This is a genomic window from Pseudomonas mucoides (assembly GCF_015461845.1).
GTDB lineage: Bacteria > Pseudomonadota > Gammaproteobacteria > Pseudomonadales > Pseudomonadaceae > Aquipseudomonas > Aquipseudomonas mucoides.
This window is the reverse complement of the sequence record NZ_JACOPW010000003.1, coordinates 494,490-510,368: the sequence shown is the minus strand read 5'-3', so window position 1 is coordinate 510,368 and position 15,879 is coordinate 494,490. Positions and strand designations below refer to the sequence as shown.

The 15,879-nt window shown below is 60.1% G+C and carries 16 protein-coding genes and 1 pseudogene; 5 read left to right on the top strand and 12 right to left on the bottom strand.

The window, feature by feature from the left end:
- Window positions 1-3: 3 nt before the first annotated feature.
- Window positions 4-972: a tonB-system energizer ExbB gene (gene exbB, locus H8F22_RS17225; RefSeq protein ID WP_027926344.1), complete on the bottom strand. Its 969-nt coding sequence runs from the start codon at window positions 970-972 to the stop codon at window positions 4-6.
- A gap of 189 nt (window positions 973-1,161) precedes the next feature.
- Between exbB and H8F22_RS17220 the strand changes: the two genes are divergently transcribed.
- A complete protein-coding gene (locus H8F22_RS17220) occupies window positions 1,162-2,019 on the top strand; it encodes an SDR family oxidoreductase (RefSeq protein ID WP_059181953.1) in 858 nt (285 codons plus the stop codon).
- A 151-nt stretch (window positions 2,020-2,170) separates the two neighbouring features.
- Here H8F22_RS17220 and H8F22_RS17215 read toward each other — a convergent pair whose 3' ends face one another.
- The 6 genes from H8F22_RS17215 to H8F22_RS17190 all read right to left on the bottom strand — a co-directional run bounded on the left by H8F22_RS17215 (window position 2,171) and on the right by H8F22_RS17190 (window position 7,466).
- Window positions 2,171-2,911 carry a hypothetical protein gene (locus H8F22_RS17215; RefSeq protein WP_027926346.1) on the bottom strand — a complete coding sequence of 247 codons (741 nt, stop codon included), beginning with the start codon at window positions 2,909-2,911 and terminating at the stop codon, window positions 2,171-2,173.
- A gap of 58 nt (window positions 2,912-2,969) precedes the next feature.
- Window positions 2,970-3,350 carry a RidA family protein gene (locus H8F22_RS17210; protein ID WP_003229509.1) on the bottom strand — a complete coding sequence of 127 codons (381 nt, stop codon included), beginning with the start codon at window positions 3,348-3,350 and terminating at the stop codon, window positions 2,970-2,972.
- A gap of 25 nt (window positions 3,351-3,375) precedes the next feature.
- Window positions 3,376-5,481: a bifunctional GTP diphosphokinase/guanosine-3',5'-bis pyrophosphate 3'-pyrophosphohydrolase gene (gene spoT / locus H8F22_RS17205; protein WP_027926347.1), complete on the bottom strand. Its 2,106-nt coding sequence runs from the start codon at window positions 5,479-5,481 to the stop codon at window positions 3,376-3,378.
- 57 nt (window positions 5,482-5,538) lie between these two features.
- Window positions 5,539-5,802, bottom strand: a complete 264-nt coding sequence (rpoZ, locus tag H8F22_RS17200) for a DNA-directed RNA polymerase subunit omega (RefSeq protein WP_007894670.1) — start codon at window positions 5,800-5,802, stop codon at window positions 5,539-5,541.
- 167 nt (window positions 5,803-5,969) lie between these two features.
- Window positions 5,970-6,590 carry a guanylate kinase gene (gmk, locus tag H8F22_RS17195; protein ID WP_027926348.1) on the bottom strand — a complete coding sequence of 207 codons (621 nt, stop codon included), beginning with the start codon at window positions 6,588-6,590 and terminating at the stop codon, window positions 5,970-5,972.
- A 12-nt stretch (window positions 6,591-6,602) separates the two neighbouring features.
- The gene (locus tag H8F22_RS17190; RefSeq protein WP_027926349.1) at window positions 6,603-7,466 is read right to left on the bottom strand and encodes a YicC/YloC family endoribonuclease; all 864 of its coding nucleotides are present in this window, start codon (window positions 7,464-7,466) and stop codon (window positions 6,603-6,605) included.
- Between the two features lie 267 nt (window positions 7,467-7,733).
- On the opposite strand from H8F22_RS17190, the gene rph reads away from it, so the two are divergent.
- Complete coding sequence (gene rph, locus H8F22_RS17185) at window positions 7,734-8,456, top strand: ribonuclease PH (RefSeq protein WP_010465211.1); 723 nt, start codon at window positions 7,734-7,736, stop codon at window positions 8,454-8,456.
- A gap of 29 nt (window positions 8,457-8,485) precedes the next feature.
- Window positions 8,486-8,854, top strand: a complete 369-nt coding sequence (locus H8F22_RS17180; RefSeq protein WP_027926350.1) for a DUF4870 domain-containing protein — start codon at window positions 8,486-8,488, stop codon at window positions 8,852-8,854.
- Window positions 8,855-9,036: 182 nt separating this feature from the next.
- Here H8F22_RS17180 and H8F22_RS17175 read toward each other — a convergent pair whose 3' ends face one another.
- Complete coding sequence (locus tag H8F22_RS17175; RefSeq protein WP_007934608.1) at window positions 9,037-9,816, bottom strand: exodeoxyribonuclease III; 780 nt, start codon at window positions 9,814-9,816, stop codon at window positions 9,037-9,039.
- A gap of 82 nt (window positions 9,817-9,898) precedes the next feature.
- Here H8F22_RS17175 and pyrE point away from each other — a divergent pair, with 82 nt between their 5' ends.
- Window positions 9,899-10,543, top strand: a complete 645-nt coding sequence (gene pyrE / locus H8F22_RS17170) for an orotate phosphoribosyltransferase (protein WP_027926351.1) — start codon at window positions 9,899-9,901, stop codon at window positions 10,541-10,543.
- A 203-nt stretch (window positions 10,544-10,746) separates the two neighbouring features.
- Here pyrE and argB read toward each other — a convergent pair whose 3' ends face one another.
- From argB to coaBC, 4 genes and pseudogenes are all read right to left on the bottom strand, one after another.
- Window positions 10,747-11,652 (bottom strand): acetylglutamate kinase, encoded by a 906-nt coding sequence (argB, locus tag H8F22_RS17165; protein ID WP_027926352.1) that lies wholly within the window; start codon window positions 11,650-11,652, stop codon window positions 10,747-10,749.
- 25 nt (window positions 11,653-11,677) lie between these two features.
- A pseudogene (locus tag H8F22_RS17160) lies at window positions 11,678-13,054 on the bottom strand (phosphomannomutase/phosphoglucomutase); the annotation flags it as partial.
- Window positions 13,055-13,326: 272 nt separating this feature from the next.
- On the bottom strand, window positions 13,327-13,782 hold the full coding sequence (dut, locus tag H8F22_RS17155; RefSeq protein WP_027926354.1) for a dUTP diphosphatase: 456 nt from the start codon (window positions 13,780-13,782) through the stop codon (window positions 13,327-13,329).
- Between the two features lie 5 nt (window positions 13,783-13,787).
- Window positions 13,788-14,996 carry a bifunctional phosphopantothenoylcysteine decarboxylase/phosphopantothenate--cysteine ligase CoaBC gene (gene coaBC / locus H8F22_RS17150; RefSeq protein ID WP_027926355.1) on the bottom strand — a complete coding sequence of 403 codons (1,209 nt, stop codon included), beginning with the start codon at window positions 14,994-14,996 and terminating at the stop codon, window positions 13,788-13,790.
- Window positions 14,997-15,132: 136 nt separating this feature from the next.
- Between coaBC and radC the strand changes: the two genes are divergently transcribed.
- The gene (radC, locus tag H8F22_RS17145) at window positions 15,133-15,807 is read left to right on the top strand and encodes a RadC family protein (protein ID WP_194940480.1); all 675 of its coding nucleotides are present in this window, start codon (window positions 15,133-15,135) and stop codon (window positions 15,805-15,807) included.
- Window positions 15,808-15,879 lie beyond the last annotated feature (72 nt).

The window sequence follows — 15,879 nt, the reverse complement described above, 5'->3', positions numbered from 1 at the left end:
TGATTACCCTACTTTGACCATGTGCGGTTGCGTGGAGCGCTCGGTGGTCGGCAGGTGATCGAGGTCACGGCTGACCAGCAGCAGGACTTCAGCCGAAGCGTCGGACACTTGAGCCTTGTAACCGGCAATGGAGCGGGCGAAGACGTTATAGATCACCACGGCCGGGATCGCTGCCACCAGACCCAGCGCGGTCGCCAGCAGGGCTTCGGCGATACCGGGCGCCACGACAGCGAGGTTGGTGGTCTGGGTTTTGGCGATGCCGATGAAGCTGTTCATGATGCCCCACACGGTGCCGAACAGACCCACGAACGGCGCGGTGGAACCGATGGTGGCGAGGACGCCGGTGCCGCTGCTCATGTTGCGACCGCACGCCGCTACCAGGCGCTCGAGACGGAAGGCAACACGTTCCTTGATGCCTTCTTTTTCGCGGCTGTTGACCGACAGGCGCATCTCTTCCAGGGCGTCATGCACCAACAGGTTGGCGAGGGTGCCTGCCTTGGTAGCGGTCGCGCTGGCTTCTTTAAGGGTGGTGGCTTTTTTCAGGTGGACGATTTCGCTGCGCAGACGACGCTTGGCGCCCATCAGTTCAAGGCCCTTGGCGATCCAGATGGTCCAGGTGATGATCGAAGCAATGGCCAGACCGATCATCACGATTTTCACGATAATATCGGCGTTCTGGTACATGCCCCACGGCGACAGGTCGTGGGCCATGCCCAGGGAGTTGTCGGCTTCGAGCACTTCAGGAACGTCCGCAGCGTCAACCGCCTGAGCCGGATCGGTCGCGGCTGGCGCGGCGACAGGGGGGGCGTGATCGGCGGGTGCAGGAGTCGCGGCGGCAGCCGGCGCGGCAGGTGCTTGTGCGTCAGCGAATGCGGCGGTCGGCGCGAGCATCAGGCTCAGCAGCAGAGCGGCCACTGCGCTCCAGGCGCGAGGTCGTTTGGTTGGCGAAGCGGAGAATTGATTGCGTGTCATGCTGGCCGGACCTGAGAGAAAAAGACGGTTAATGTTCTTCCAGGCCTCGCGAGGCCGAGAACAAAAGTGGCGTGCATTATTGCAATTAATTCTTGTTAACAAAAGTAATAGAGTCTCTTTTTTTCCTGCATTACTAGCCGCTCGTCTTGTGTCGGCGCTAGTCTGCGGCTTTCCGATAGGAGTTTTTCGATGTCCACACCCTCAGTTTTGATCGCCGGTTGCGGTGATGTCGGCAGTCGCCTGGCCACGCAATTGGTGGCTGGCGGGTGGGAGGTCCATGGCCTGAGACGTGACGTTTCACGCCTGCCCGAGGGCGTCATTGGCGTTGCCGGCGACTTGTTCAAAGAGGACTGTCCCGAGACCTGGCCTATCGGTGCGGTGGATTACCTGGTGTATTGCGCGGCGGCTACCGATCACGATGAAGCCGGTTATCGCGCTGCGTATGTGCAGGGCTTGGAGCATGTGCTGGAGTGGCTGAGCGACTACGGCCAAGTGCCAGAGCGACTGCTGTTTGTGTCCAGCAGCAGTGTGTATGGCCAGCAGGAGGGTGAATGGGTCGATGAGACTTCGCCGACCATTGCCACCGGCTATTCAGGTCGTTTGATGCTGGAGGCTGAGCGGGTGGCACTGCAAAGCGGCATCCCGGCGAGCATTCTGCGCTTGACCGGCATCTACGGGCCGGGCCGCGAATGGCTGCTGACACAGGTTCGTCGCGGTTATCGCGTGGCAGTCGATCCGCCGTTGTACGCCAACCGTATTCACGCCGACGATGCGGCGGGGTTGATGGCGTATTTGCTGGAAGCGGATCGTCGTGGTGTGGCGCTGGATGACATTTATATCGGCGTCGACGATGCGCCTGCACCGTTGGCCGAAGTGGTGGGCTGGTTGCGCGAGTATCTGGGCGTGACGGAGTGGGATGAAGACTCGAGCGTGCGGCGCACGGGCAGCAAGCGTTGCAGTAATGCGCGGGCCAAGGCTTTGGGTTGGACACCGAAGTACCCAAGCTATCGCGAAGGTTATGCCGCCATTCTCGAAGGCCGCAGCTGACTCCCAGTGGCCACAAAACTGTGGGAGCGACGGTGCGACCTGTTCGCGAAGGGGCCATAACATTCAACATTTCTGTTGGCTGTTAAACCGCTATCGCGAGCAGGTCGCACCGTCGCTCCCACATTTGATCTTCGTTGTAGCTGAGATCGGGTTACTGCTTTTCCAGCAACCATTTGCGGTCGCCCGGGGTGAACTGCGGCATTTCGTCAGCCTGTGCGGTGTTCACCGCCTGGAAAATTTCCAGCTCCTTGCCCTTGCGCGCAAAGATCCAGGTGTTGCCTTGGCCGTTCAGCTGCAGCCACATGTTGTCGTTGCCGCCGCTCATCGACGCGCAATCGCCCGCCAGGCACAAGGCATAGCGGTCTGCGCCGGGCAGGCCGGCCACCTGGCCATCAGCCTGGAATTGCACGGTATTGCCTTCGCCCTGACCGCTGACAATATTCCAGTTGCCACCCATGTACGCCGTATACAGCGCACGTTCGAAGGTCGCACCCACCGGGGCACCTTCCGGTACCTGGATCTGCGCGCGGTCGAAAACCTGGGCAGGTTCGTTATCGAGTGCAGCCTGGCGCAGTTGCTTGCCGTCGCGTTTCAGCTCACTGCCGGAACTGCCGTAAAACTCGATCTTCCAGGCGCCGGACTCTTCGCCCAGCAGCTTGCCGTCGACATTTTCAAAACCGTTGGTATAGCGGGCCTGACCGGCCTTGGTGTTGACGTCCCATTCCAGATTCGGGCCATAGGCCTGGAGCGCTTCGCGCAGGGGAGCGCCTTTGGCTGCAGTGTCAATCGCCACCTGATTGATCCAGGTGCCGCTGATGTCACGATCGGCAGGGTTGCTGGCACAACCGCCCAAGAGTAGGGCGACCAGCGAGAGGGCTAGCGCATGGCGCATGGTGGAATCCTTTCAAGACAAGATCGGCGCAGCCTTTAAGAGGGCTGCGCCGGACGCATTACTCGATGACCAGAATGGCATCCATCTCAACCTGCGAACCCTTTGGCAGGGCAGCCACGCCGATGGCGGCGCGGGCAGGGTAAGGCTGGTCAAAGTACTTGCCCATGATCTCGTTGACCTTGGCGAAGTGGCTCAGGTCGGTGAGGAAGATGTTCAGTTTGACGATGTCTTTGAACGAGCCACCGGCCGCTTCGGCCACGGCTTTGAGGTTCTCGAACACCTGGACAGTCTGGGCTTCGAAGCCTTCAACCAGTTCCATGGTTTTTGGGTCCAGAGGAATCTGACCCGACATGTAAACAGTGTTGCCAGCCTTGATCGCCTGGGAGTAAGTACCGATGGCAGCCGGGGCCTTGTCGCTGGTGATAACAGTCTTGGTCATGAATGACTCCTTGTAAGAGTGGGCTTTACGCACGCATGCGGGTGATGCGAATCACCCCGGTCAAGGCACGCAGTTTCTTGATCACGCGAGCCAGGTGCACGCGGTCGTGCACGCTGACCACCAGTTGGACCACGCTGATGCGACCATCGCGTTCGTCCATGCTGATTTTTTCGATATTGCCGTCGGCCGCGTTGACGCTGCTGGCCAGCAGGGCGATCAGGCCGCGCTGATGTTCCAGCTCGACGCGCAGCTCGACGTTGAATTCGCCGGTGACATCCTTGGCCCACGAGAGCTGGATGCATTTTTCCGGGTTGTGGCGGATTTCGCTGATATTGCGGCAGTTGTCCAGGTGCACCACCATGCCTTTGCCTGCGGACAGGTGGCCGACAATCGGGTCGCCCGGGATCGGCGTGCAGCACTTGGCGTAACTGAGGACCAGACCTTCGGTGCCGCGAATCGCCAGCGGGCCTTCCGGGCTTGGCAACTGTTCGCCTTCGCCAAGCAGGCGGCGGGCGACCACGTACGCCATGCGATTGCCCAGGCCGATGTCTTCCAGCAGGTCTTCGATCAGTTCGAGGCGGTACTCGGCAAGCATCGCCGTAACACGCTCTGGCTGGATTTTTTCCAGCGAACTGTCGAAGCCGTTCAGCACCTTGTTCAGCAGGCGTTCGCCGAGGCTGATGGATTCGGAGCGGCGTTGCAGTTTCAGTGCATGGCGGATGTGTGTCCGCGCCTTGCCAGTGACCACGAAGTTGAGCCACGCCGGGTTCGGCCGCGCACCGGGAGCGCTGACGATCTCGACCGTGGAGCCGCTTTGCAGCGGTTCGGACAGCGGTGCGAGACGACGATTGATCCGGCAGGCGATGCAGCTGTTGCCCACGTCGGTGTGCACCGCGTAAGCGAAGTCGACCGCCGTGGAGCCTTTGGGCAGCTCCATGATCCGGCCTTTGGGCGTGAACACGTAGACCTCGTCCGGGAACAGGTCGATCTTCACGCTTTCGATGAATTCCAGCGAGTTGCCGGCGCGTTGCTGCATTTCCAGCACGCCTTTGACCCACTGGCGGGCGCGGGCATGCGTGCCTTTTGGCTGCTCGTCGCCGCTGGATTTGTACAGCCAATGGGCGGCGATGCCGTTGTTGGCCATCTCTTCCATTTCACGGGTGCGGATCTGGATCTCGATCGGAACGCCGTGCATGCCGAACAACGTGGTGTGCAACGACTGATAGCCGTTGGCCTTGGGGATCGCGATGTAATCCTTGAAGCGACCCGGCAACGGTTTGTACAAATTATGCACAGCACCCAGCACGCGGTAGCAGGTGTCAACCTTGTCGACGATGATCCGGAACGCGTAGACGTCCATGATCTCGTTGAAGGCCCGACGCTTGCCGCGCATTTTCTTGTAGATACCGTAGAGGTGTTTCTGGCGACCGCTGACCTCGCCCTGAATGCCGTCGACGGCCAGGCAGTGGCTGAGGGACTCTTCGATCTTGTTGACGATTTCCTTGCGGTTGCCCCGGGCGCGCTTGACGGCCTGGTTGATCCGCGCGGAACGCATCGGGTGCATGGCCTTGAAGCCGAGGTCTTCGAATTCTATGCGAATGGCGTGCATGCCCAGCCGGTTGGCAATGGGCGCATAGATTTCCAGGGTTTCCTTGGCGATCCGCCGGCGCTTTTCACCGGACAGGACTTCCAGCGTGCGCATGTTGTGCAGGCGGTCGGCGAGCTTGACCAGGATCACGCGAATGTCGCGCGCCATGGCCATGGCCATTTTCTGGAAGTTTTCGGCCTGGGCTTCGGCTTTGGTCTCGAAGTTCATCTGGGTCAGTTTGCTGACCCCGTCGACCAGTTCGGCCACGGTTTCACCGAACTGCGCTTGCAGCGCTTCTTTGGCAATACCGGTGTCTTCGATCACGTCATGCAGCATCGCAGCCATCAGGCTCTGATGGTCCATGTGCATGTCGGCAAGAATATTCGCCACGGCAAGAGGGTGCGTGACGTACGCCTCACCGCTACGGCGGCGTTGACCGTCGTGAGCTTGTTCGGCGTAGAAGTACGCTCGGCGAACCAGGTTGACCTGGTCCTTGCCGAGGTAGGTCGATAAGCGATCGGCGAGGGCGTCTATGCTCGGCATGATAACTCCTGCCGTTCGCTGTGACCCCGCGCCGTGCTACGTCGACCAGGCATAGGCTTAGACGGCCTCGTTGGACTCGTCCTCGAACGCTGCGAACAGCGGTTCGTCTTCGACGATTTCAGCGTTGGCGATGAACTCGTAGCTCATCAGGCCTTCAGCGATTTCACGCAGCGCTACAACGGTAGGCTTGTCGTTTTCCCACTGTACCAGTGGCTCTTTGCCGCCGGTGGCCAGTTGACGGGCACGCTTGGTGGACAGCATGACCAGTTCAAAACGGTTTTCCACGTGGTTCAGGCAGTCTTCAACGGTTACGCGGGCCATGGTATTCCTCGGAGCGAATGCAATATGCGCGCTGCCCGGGTGGGCGAGCGGACTGAACAGTTTAAAAAATCACCAGCGATTAGGGAAGCGCTGATTTTTTGACCAAGCCCTTCAACGCGCTGCAAGTACCAATGTAAAGCCCTTGCAGCGGTTTTGGGAAGTGCTGTTTAGCCGAGCAATTCAGCCAGCAACCTGCCGAAACGCACCTGTTGGCGCTTCTGTTGCAATTGATTGGCACGGAAAATCGCCTTCAGGTCATCCAGCGCGTGGGAGAAATCGTCATTGATGATCAGGTAGTCGTACTCGACATAGTGGCTCATTTCGTTGACGGCTTCGCGCATCCGGCCGGCAATGATCTCGTCGCTGTCTTGGCCACGGTTGGTCAGGCGCTGGTGCAAGGCTTGCAGCGATGGCGGCAGAATGAAGATCGAGCGCGCCTGGGGCATCAGCTTGCGCACTTGTTCTGCGCCTTGCCAGTCGATTTCCAGAATCAGGTCATGGCCTTCGTCCAGCGTCTGCTGCAGATGGCTTTGCGAGGTGCCGTAGAAGTTGCCGAATACTTCGGCGCGCTCCAGGAAATCACCGTGCTCGCCCATTTTCACAAAGGCTTCGCGGGTCACGAAGTGATAGTTCACGCCGTCCACTTCACCCGGACGCATGGCGCGGGTGGTGTGGGAAATCGATACGCGAATCTCCGGGTTGGTGTCGGTCAGAGCCTTGACCAGGCTGCTCTTGCCCGCGCCCGAAGGGGCGGAAATGATGTACAGGGTGCCGGTGCTGTGGGTCATGTCGGGTTTGCCTTACTCAATATTCTGCACTTGTTCGCGCATCTGCTCGATCAACACTTTGAGGTTGACCGCCGCTTGGGTGCTGCGCGGGTCGAAGGCTTTGGAGCCCAGTGTGTTGGCTTCGCGGTTGAGCTCCTGCATCAGGAAGTCCAGGCGCCGACCAGCAGCGCCGCCGGATTTGAGCACCCGGCGAACTTCGATGATGTGAGTGCTCAGGCGATCCAGTTCTTCGGCGACGTCGCTCTTTTGCGCGAGCATGACCATTTCCTGCTCCAGACGCTGCGGGTCGAGGTCGGCCTTCATGTCGGCGAAGCGGTCGAGGACTTTCTGGCGCTGGGTGGCGAGCATCTGCGGGACCAGTTCGCGCAGGGTGACGACGTCTTCCTCAATGGAGGTCAGGCGATCGTTGATCAACCGCGCCAACTCCGCGCCTTCGCGCTCGCGACCGGCCTTGAGTTCTTTCAGGCCTTCGTTGAACAGCGCCAATGCTTCGGCATTCAAGGCTTGCGGGTCGGTGGCGTCGCCTACCAGCACGCCAGGCCACGCCAGCACTTCCAACGGGTTGAGCGCCGCAGGGTTCTTGATCAGGCTGGCAATCGTCTCGGCAGCGGCGACCAATTGCGCGGCGCGCTCGCGGTCCACTTGCAGTGGTTTGTCGGTGTTTTCTTCGGTGAAGCGCAGGGTGCATTCAAGCTTGCCCCGGGAGATGCCTTGACGCAGGGCCTCGCGGACCGCGCCTTCGAGATCCCGAAAGGATTCCGGCAGGCGCAAGTGCGGCTCCAGGTAGCGGCTGTTGACCGAGCGCAGTTCCCAGCTCAGGGTGCCTTGGGTGCCGGCTTTTTCTACGCGGGCGAAGGCGGTCATGCTGTGCACCATGGAGGTACCTCGCAAGTCGGGTTTGCGTTACCAAAGGTTTCGCGGACCCGATATCTGTGAATTAAAGCCGACAGGCAGCAAAGGCGCAGGATTGTAGCGCAGTGGGGCAGATGCGCCCAAACACACGGTGTGACAAAGGGCTGCAGGCCGTCGGTAAAGCGCTGTTCAGGGCCTTCGGTCGTCGGGCGGATTTTTTAGAAGTGCCCACTCGTGGCCTGCCGCTCTATAATGCTCCGCAGTTTTCCGTCCCCCGTACAGGTATTCCCTATGAAACGTCCAAGTGGTCGCGCTGCCGATCAGCTCCGCTCGATCCGCATTACCCGCAACTACACCAAACACGCCGAGGGTTCTGTGCTGGTCGAGTTCGGTGATACCAAAGTCATCTGCACCGTCAGCGTCGAAAACGGCGTGCCGCGTTTCCTCAAAGGCCAGGGCCAGGGCTGGTTGACCGCCGAATACGGCATGCTGCCGCGCGCCACTGGCGAGCGTAACCAGCGTGAAGCGAGCCGTGGCAAGCAAGGCGGCCGTACCCTGGAAATCCAGCGTCTGATCGGTCGTTCCCTGCGCGCTTCGCTGGACATGTCCAAGCTGGGCGATGTGACTCTGTACGTCGACTGCGACGTGATCCAGGCTGACGGTGGCACTCGCACCGCGTCCATCACCGGCGCCATGGTTGCACTGGTCGATGCCTTGAAAGTGATCAAGAAACGCGGCGGCCTGAAAGGCGGCGACCCGTTGAAGCAAATGATCGCGGCCGTTTCCGTGGGCATGTACCAGGGCGAACCTGTGCTCGACCTCGACTATCTGGAAGACTCGGCTGCCGAGACCGACCTGAACGTGGTGATGACCAGCACTGGCGGTTTCATTGAAGTTCAGGGCACTGCCGAAGGCGCACCGTTCCAGCCTGAAGAGCTGAACGCTATGCTGGAACTGGCGAAGAAAGGCATGACTGAAATCTTCGAGCTGCAAAAAGCTGCACTGGCCGACTGATCGGACCCGCTTCAACCAAGGAGGACGTTATGAGTGATGAGCAAGAGCTGCTTCCCATCCCGAGCAAAGAGGCTCGACAGTGGGCGATGTTTTGTCACTTGTCCGCCTTGCTGGGGATCTGGATTCCGTTTGGCACGTTGATCGGCCCGCTGATTCTCTGGCAGATGAAGCGTGAGATGGACCCGTTTGTCGATGCACAGGGCAAGGAGGCGCTGAACTTTCAGATCACCGTCGCCATTGCCTCGGCCATCTGCTTTTTGCTGATGGTGGTGATTATCGGGTTCTTCATGTTCGGTCTGGTGGCGATTGGCGCGTTGGTGCTGACGATCATTGCGGGCGTGAAGGCTAACGAAGGGTTCCCTTACCGTTACCCATTCACCTGGCGGTTGATCAAATAACGACCGGCGCTGATTTCCCCTGTGGGAGTGAGCCTGCTCGCGATTGCGGTCTGACATCAGAGTTCATGTCGCCTGACACGCCGCTATCGCGAGCGGGCTCACTCCTACAGAAAAAGCCAAAAATCAGCGCGCACAAAAAAGCCGACAGTGATGTCGGCTTTTTTGCATCTGCGAATCGACGCTTAGATGGTCAGCGTCCAGTCGTAGTCCACGATCAGCGGTGCATGCTGCGAGAACCGTGGCTGACGTGGCAGGCGCGCGCTACGAACAAAGCGGCGCAGGCCCGGGGTCAGCAACTGGTAGTCGAAACGCCAGCCCAGGTTGAGCATCTCCGCCTGTTCGTTGTCCGGCCACCAGCTGTACTGGTCGCCTTCACGGCTGACTTCACGCAGGGCATCAACATACCCCATGTTGCCGACAATCTCGTCCATCCAGGCACGTTCAGGTGCCAGGAAGCCCGGGGATTGCTGGCTGTCGCGCCAGTTCTTGATATCCAGCTTCTGTTGCGCCACGTACAGCGAGCCACAGTAAATGTACTCGCGACGTTTGCGTCGCTGTTTATCCAGATAACGGGCGAAGTCGTCCATTAGCTTGAACTTCTGGTTCAAGTCTTCATCGCCATTCTGCCCCGAAGGGAGCAGCAAGGTCGCGATGCTGACCTTGTCGAAATCGGCTTGCAGGTAACGCCCGTAGCGGTCGGCCGTCTCGAAGCCGAGACCGCTGATGACTGCCTTCGGTTGCAACCGCGAATACAAAGCCACGCCACCCTGGGCAGGAACTTCGGCTTCGCAGGCATAAAGGAAGTAGCCATCCAGTTGGAAGGCTGGATCGTCCAGTTCAAAGGCGGAGGCGCGGGTGTCCTGCAGGCAGATGACGTCGGCATTCTGTGCTTGCAGCCAACTGAGCAAACCACGCTCGACTGCAGCCTGAATACCATTGACGTTCACACTGATGATCCGCATAAATGGCCCCAAAAATCGCGTGCGTGTATGATACACGGCGTCAACCTAATTAGCTAAATCCGTGGTATTTGGGGTTTTTTTCATGCAAGCGTATCAGCGCGATTTCATTCGTTTTGCCATCGATCGCGGCGTTTTGCGCTTCGGTGAGTTCACCCTGAAGTCCGGGCGCACCAGTCCTTACTTCTTCAACGCTGGCCTGTTCAACACGGGTTCGGCCCTTGCGCAGCTGGGTCGTTTCTACGCGGCAGCCATCGTCGAGAGCGGTATTTCGTTCGACGTACTGTTTGGCCCGGCCTACAAAGGCATCCCGTTGGCGGCAACCACGGCAGTGGCCCTGGCTGAACACCATGACCGTGACCTGCCATGGTGCTTCAACCGCAAAGAGGCCAAGGCCCACGGCGAAGGCGGCAGCCTGGTCGGCGCACCGCTGACCGGCGACGTGCTGATCATCGACGACGTGATCACCGCCGGCACCGCGATTCGTGAAGTGATGCAGATCATCGCTTCCCAGGATGGCGCCAAGGCCAAGGGCGTGCTGATCGCCCTGAACCGTCAGGAGCGTGGCAACGGTGAGTTGTCGGCGATTCAGGAAGTGGAGCGTGATTTCGGGATTCCGGTGATCAGCATCGTTTCGCTGAACCAGGTGCTGGAGTTCCTGGCTGACGATCCGCAGCTCAAGCAGCATTTGCCTGCCGTAGAAGCCTACCGCGCCCAATTCGGCGTGTAACCCCGTCCCTTTGTGGGGGCGAGCCTTTGTGGCGAGGGAGCTTGCTCCCGCCGGGCTGCGTAGCAGACCCAAGAATTTTGTGAGTGCTGCGCACTCAAGCGGGAGCAAGCTCCCTCGCCACAAAAGATGATATGCCGCAGGGATCGCAGGCAAAAAAAGACCCCGCTCAGCCTGGCAGAGCGGGGTCTTTTTGTATGTGCCGCTTAAGGACGCTTGCGATTACTGATCAGCGTACCCACACCGGTATCGGTGAAGATTTCCAGCAGAATCGCATTCGGCACCCGGCCATCAATGATCAACGAGCTGCCGACGCCGCCCTGAACCGCTTCCAGCGCGCAACGGATCTTCGGCAGCATGCCGCCGTAGATCGTGCCGTCAGCGATCAGCTCGTCGACCTGCTGGGTGGTCAGGCCGGTCAGCACGGTGCCCGACTTGTCCATCAGGCCAGCGATGTTGGTCAGCAGCATCAGCTTCTCGGCTTTCAGCGCCTCGGCGACTTTACCGGCCACCAGGTCGGCGTTGATGTTGTACGACTCGCCGTTCTCGCCAACGCCGATTGGCGCGATCACCGGAATGAAGTTGCCTTTCACTAACAGGTTCAGCAGCTCGGTGTTGATCCCGACCACTTCGCCCACCTGACCGATGTCGATGATTTCCGGTTGGGTCATCTCCGGGGTCTGGCGGGTGACGGTCAGTTTCTTCGCGCGAATCAGCCCGGCGTCTTTACCGGTCAGGCCGATGGCGCTGCCGCCGTGACGGTTGATCAGGTTGACGATGCTTTTGTTGACCTGACCGCCGAGAACCATTTCCACCACGTCCATGGTCGCGGCGTCAGTGACGCGCATGCCGTCGACAAAATGGCTCTCGATCGACAAGCGCTTGAGCAGGTCGCCGATTTGCGGGCCGCCGCCGTGAACCACGACCGGGTTGATGCCCACGGCCTTCATCAAGACGATGTCGCGGGCGAAGCCGGTTTTCAGCTCCTCGCTTTCCATCGCGTTGCCGCCGTATTTGATCACCAGCGTCTTGCCGACATAGCGGCGAATGTAAGGCAGCGCTTCGGACAGGACCTTGGCGGTGTTGGCGGCGGCTTCGCGTTCGAGGGTCATTCAGGGCTCCGGGTGCTTCGTTAAATCAAAACGGTAATTGGAGATCAGGTGCAACACGTTTCAGCTGGGTGTGGAACACGTCCTTGATGCGCTGCAATTCAGCCTCATCATCGGCCTCGAAACGCAGCACCAGCACCGGTGTGGTGTTGGAGGCGCGCACCAGGCCCCAGCCTTTGGCGTAGTCGACTCGCACGCCGTCGATGGTGGTCAGGTCAGCGCCTTCGCCCCACTTCGCATCGTGCAGTGCATCAATGATGCTGAATTTGCTCTCTTCGGTCACATGGATATTGATTTCCGGCGTAGAAATATCGTTCGGGAAGGTCGCAAACAGCTCTTCCGCGGTGGATTTTTCTTTGCTGAGGATCTCCAGCAGACGCGCGGCGCTGTAAATGCCGTCGTCGAAGCCGAACCAGCGTTCCTTGAAGAAAATGTGCCCGCTCATTTCGCCGGCCAGCAACGCGCCGGATTGTTTCATTTTCTTTTTGATCAACGAGTGACCGGTCTTCCACATTAGCGGCCGACCGCCATATTCCTTGATCAGCGGAACCAGGCGGCGGGTGCATTTGACGTCGAAGATGATCTCCGCGTCCGGGTTGCGCGCCAACACGTCGCGGGCGAACAGCATCAGCAGGCGGTCCGGGTAGACGATGCTGCCGGTGTTGGTCACGACGCCAACGCGGTCGCCGTCGCCGTCGAAGGCCAGGCCGAGGTCGGCGTTGGTTTCCTTGACCTTGGCGATCAGGTCGACAAGGTTTTCAGGCTTGCCCGGGTCCGGGTGGTGGTTCGGGAAGTTGCCGTCGACGTCGCAGAACAGCGGAATGACTTCGCAGTTCAGCGCTTCGATCAACTGCGGGGCGATCACGCCGGCCGCACCGTTGCCGCAGTCGACCACGACTTTTAGGCGACGGGCCAGTTTGATGTCCTGGACGATTTCGGTGTTGTAGCGGTCGAGGATCTCGACCTTGGTCACGCTGCCCTTGCCGCTGCTCAGGTTGTGGGTCTTGAGGCGGTCGTGCAGGGCCTGGATCTGTTCGTTGGCCAAGGTGTCGCCGGCGATGACGATCTTGAAGCCGTTGTAATTCGACGGGTTGTGGCTGCCGGTGAGCATCACGCCCGATTTGCCGGCCAATACGTTGGCGGCGTAGTACAGCGCCGGCGTCGGCACCAGGCCGACGTCGCTGACGTGGCAACCGGCATCGGCCAGGCCTTTGATCAGTTGTTCGACCAGCTCCGGGCCGGACAGGCGGCCGTCGCGACCCACGGAAACGTTCGGTTCGTCCTGAGCCAGGCTTTGGGCGCCGATGGCGCGGCCGAGCCAGTAAGCGGTTTCAGCGTTCAAGAACTCCGGGACGGTGCCGCGAATGTCGTACGCACGGAAGATGCTGTCGGGAAACTTGGGGGCGACTTGGGCGGGGGTGTTCATCTGTAGGAATGCTCCATCTCGAAAGTGGCTGTACCTGCCTGCGACAAATGCATCGGCCGGCTCAAACTGAAGGGTATGACGGCGTTTTCCGCGGAGAGTTCGTGGTGCGAAAAGGCCATGCCACCGGGATTAGCGGAACCTGGGACGGCCAATGCCTTGATTTTCGGCGGTAAACCTTCCAGATGAACGTTGTAATTCAGTGCCAAACCAGTGGGAGCGAGCAAGCTCGCTCCCACTGGTTTTCTATCGGATCAATGGCTGCCGGAATGTCCGAAACCGCCCGTGCCGCGCTGGGTTTCGACGAACTCTTCAACCATCTCGAAATGCGCTTGAACCACGGGCACCAGCACCAATTGAGCGAGGCGCTCGCCAACGACCATGGTGAATTCGGTCTGGCCACGGTTCCAGCAGGACACCATCAACGGACCCTGGTAATCGGAGTCGATCAAGCCGACCAGGTTGCCCAGCACGATGCCGTGCTTATGGCCCAGGCCAGAACGCGGCAGAATCAGTGCCGCCAGGCCCGGATCGCCGATGTAGACCGACAGGCCGGTCGGAATCAGCACGGTTTCACCCGGCTTGATCACGATGTCTTTTTCCAGCATGGCGCGCAGGTCGAGGCCGGCGGAGCCTGGGGTGGCGTATTGCGGCAGCGGGAATTCGGTTCCGATGCGAGGGTCGAGGATCTTGGCTTGCAAAGCGTGCATGTAAATTAAACCTGGTTCAGACGTTCGGCGATAAAAGTGATCAGCTGGCGAGCAATCTTGCTCTTGCTGGTCTGGGCGAAAAGTGTGGCGTGTAGCTCGCGGTCGATCACGCTGCAGGCGTTTTCTTCGCTGTTGAAGCCAATGCTCGGGTTGGCGACATCGTTGGCAACGATCAAATCGAGGTTCTTGTCTTTCAACTTGCGCGCAGCGTAGTCGAGCAGGTGTTCGGTTTCAGCGGCGAAACCGACACTGAACGGACGGTCAGGGCGTGTGGCGATGGTGGCCAGGATGTCCGGGTTACGCACCATCTGTAGCAACAAGCCGTCGCCGTTCGTAGGGTCTTTCTTGAGTTTCTGTGGGGCGACGACTTCCGGGCGGTAGTCCGCGACCGCTGCCGAGGCGATGAACAGGTCGCAAGGGATCGCAGCTTCGCAGGCGGCGAGCATGTCGCGGGCACTGACCACGTCGATGCGCGTCACGCGATCCGGTGTTGGCAGGTGCACCGGACCGGTGATCAGGGTCACGCGGGCGCCGGCCTCTACCGCGGCTTCGGCCAGGGCAAAGCCCATTTTTCCGGAGCTGTGGTTGGTGATGTAGCGCACCGGATCGATGTTTTCCTGGGTCGGGCCGGCGGTGATCAGCACGTGTTTGCCGGTCAACGCTTTGCGCTGGAAGCAGTCCGCCGCGCATTGGGCGAGTTCGACGGCTTCGAGCATGCGCCCCAGGCCGACGTCGCCACAGGCCTGGCTGCCGGAGGCCGGGCCGAAGGCCTTGATGTCGCGGCTTTCGAGGGTTTGCAGGTTGGCCTGGGTTGCCGGGTCGCGCCACATGGCCTGGTTCATCGCCGGAGCAACGGCCACCACGGCGTCAGTGGCCAGCACCAACGTGGTCAGCAGATCGTCGGCAATGCCTTGGGCCAGGCGGGCGATCAGGTCCGCGGTGGCAGGGGCGATCAGCACCATGTCGGCCCATTTGGCCAGCTCGATGTGGCCCATGGCAGCTTCAGCCGCCGGGTCCAGCAGGTCGAGGTGGACGGGGTGGCCGGACAAGGCCTGCATGGTCAGCGGGGTGATGAACTCGCTGCCGCCACGGGTCATGACCACGCGCACTTCGGCGCCCTGGTCGATCAGGCGGCGAACCAGGTCAGCGCTCTTGTAGGCAGCAATGCCGCCGCCGACGCCCAGAACGATGCGTTTCCGATACAGCCGCTGCATAGGTCTGCCTTTCATTTCGTTGATGACAGCATGGCGAGACCCCCTCCCCAGGGATGAAATCGCCAGCAAAAAAGATGGGCTACGATATCACAGCGACCGCTATGGAACAGCGGCGCCCACATACAGGGAAGGTGCTATGAGTATTCGTGATTGGCCGGCGGCGGAGCGGCCGCGGGAGAAGCTGTTGGAGCATGGCTCGGCGAAACTGTCGGACGCCGAGTTGCTGGCGATTTTTCTACGAACCGGTGTATCCGGTAAAAGCGCAGTGGATCTGGCGCGACACCTGTTGAGTCAATTTGGCAGCCTGCGCAGACTGCTGGAAGCGGATTTGCGCACCTTCAGTGGGGAGCTCGGACTCGGCCCAGCAAAGTACGCGCAGTTGCAGGCCGTGCTGGAAATGGGGCGCAGGCATCTGGCCGAGCGGTTGCGTCACACCTCGGTACTTGAGAATCCGCTGGCCGTGCGTGAGTACCTCAAGTCGATGTTGCGTCATGAGCCACATGAGGTGTTTGGCTGTCTGTTTCTGGATTCCAAACACCGAGTACTGGCGTTCGAAGCGCTGTTTCGCGGCTCAATCGACAATACCAGCGTCTATCCACGGCAAGTGGTCAAACGGGCTCTGGCGCACAATGCCGCGGCTCTGATCCTGTGCCACAACCATCCGTCGGGCAATCCTGATCCGAGTCAGGCTGATCGGTTGCTGACCAAAAGCCTGCAAGAGGCGCTGGAGCTGGTTGATGTGCGGGTGCTCGACCATTTCATCATCGGCGACGGCGATCCGCTGTCGATGGCTGAATATGGGTGGATGTGAGCGAGGGATTCGACGCTAAGTGAGTCCCTGTGGGAGCAGGCTTGCCCGAGATGACGTCGGCACATTCAACAT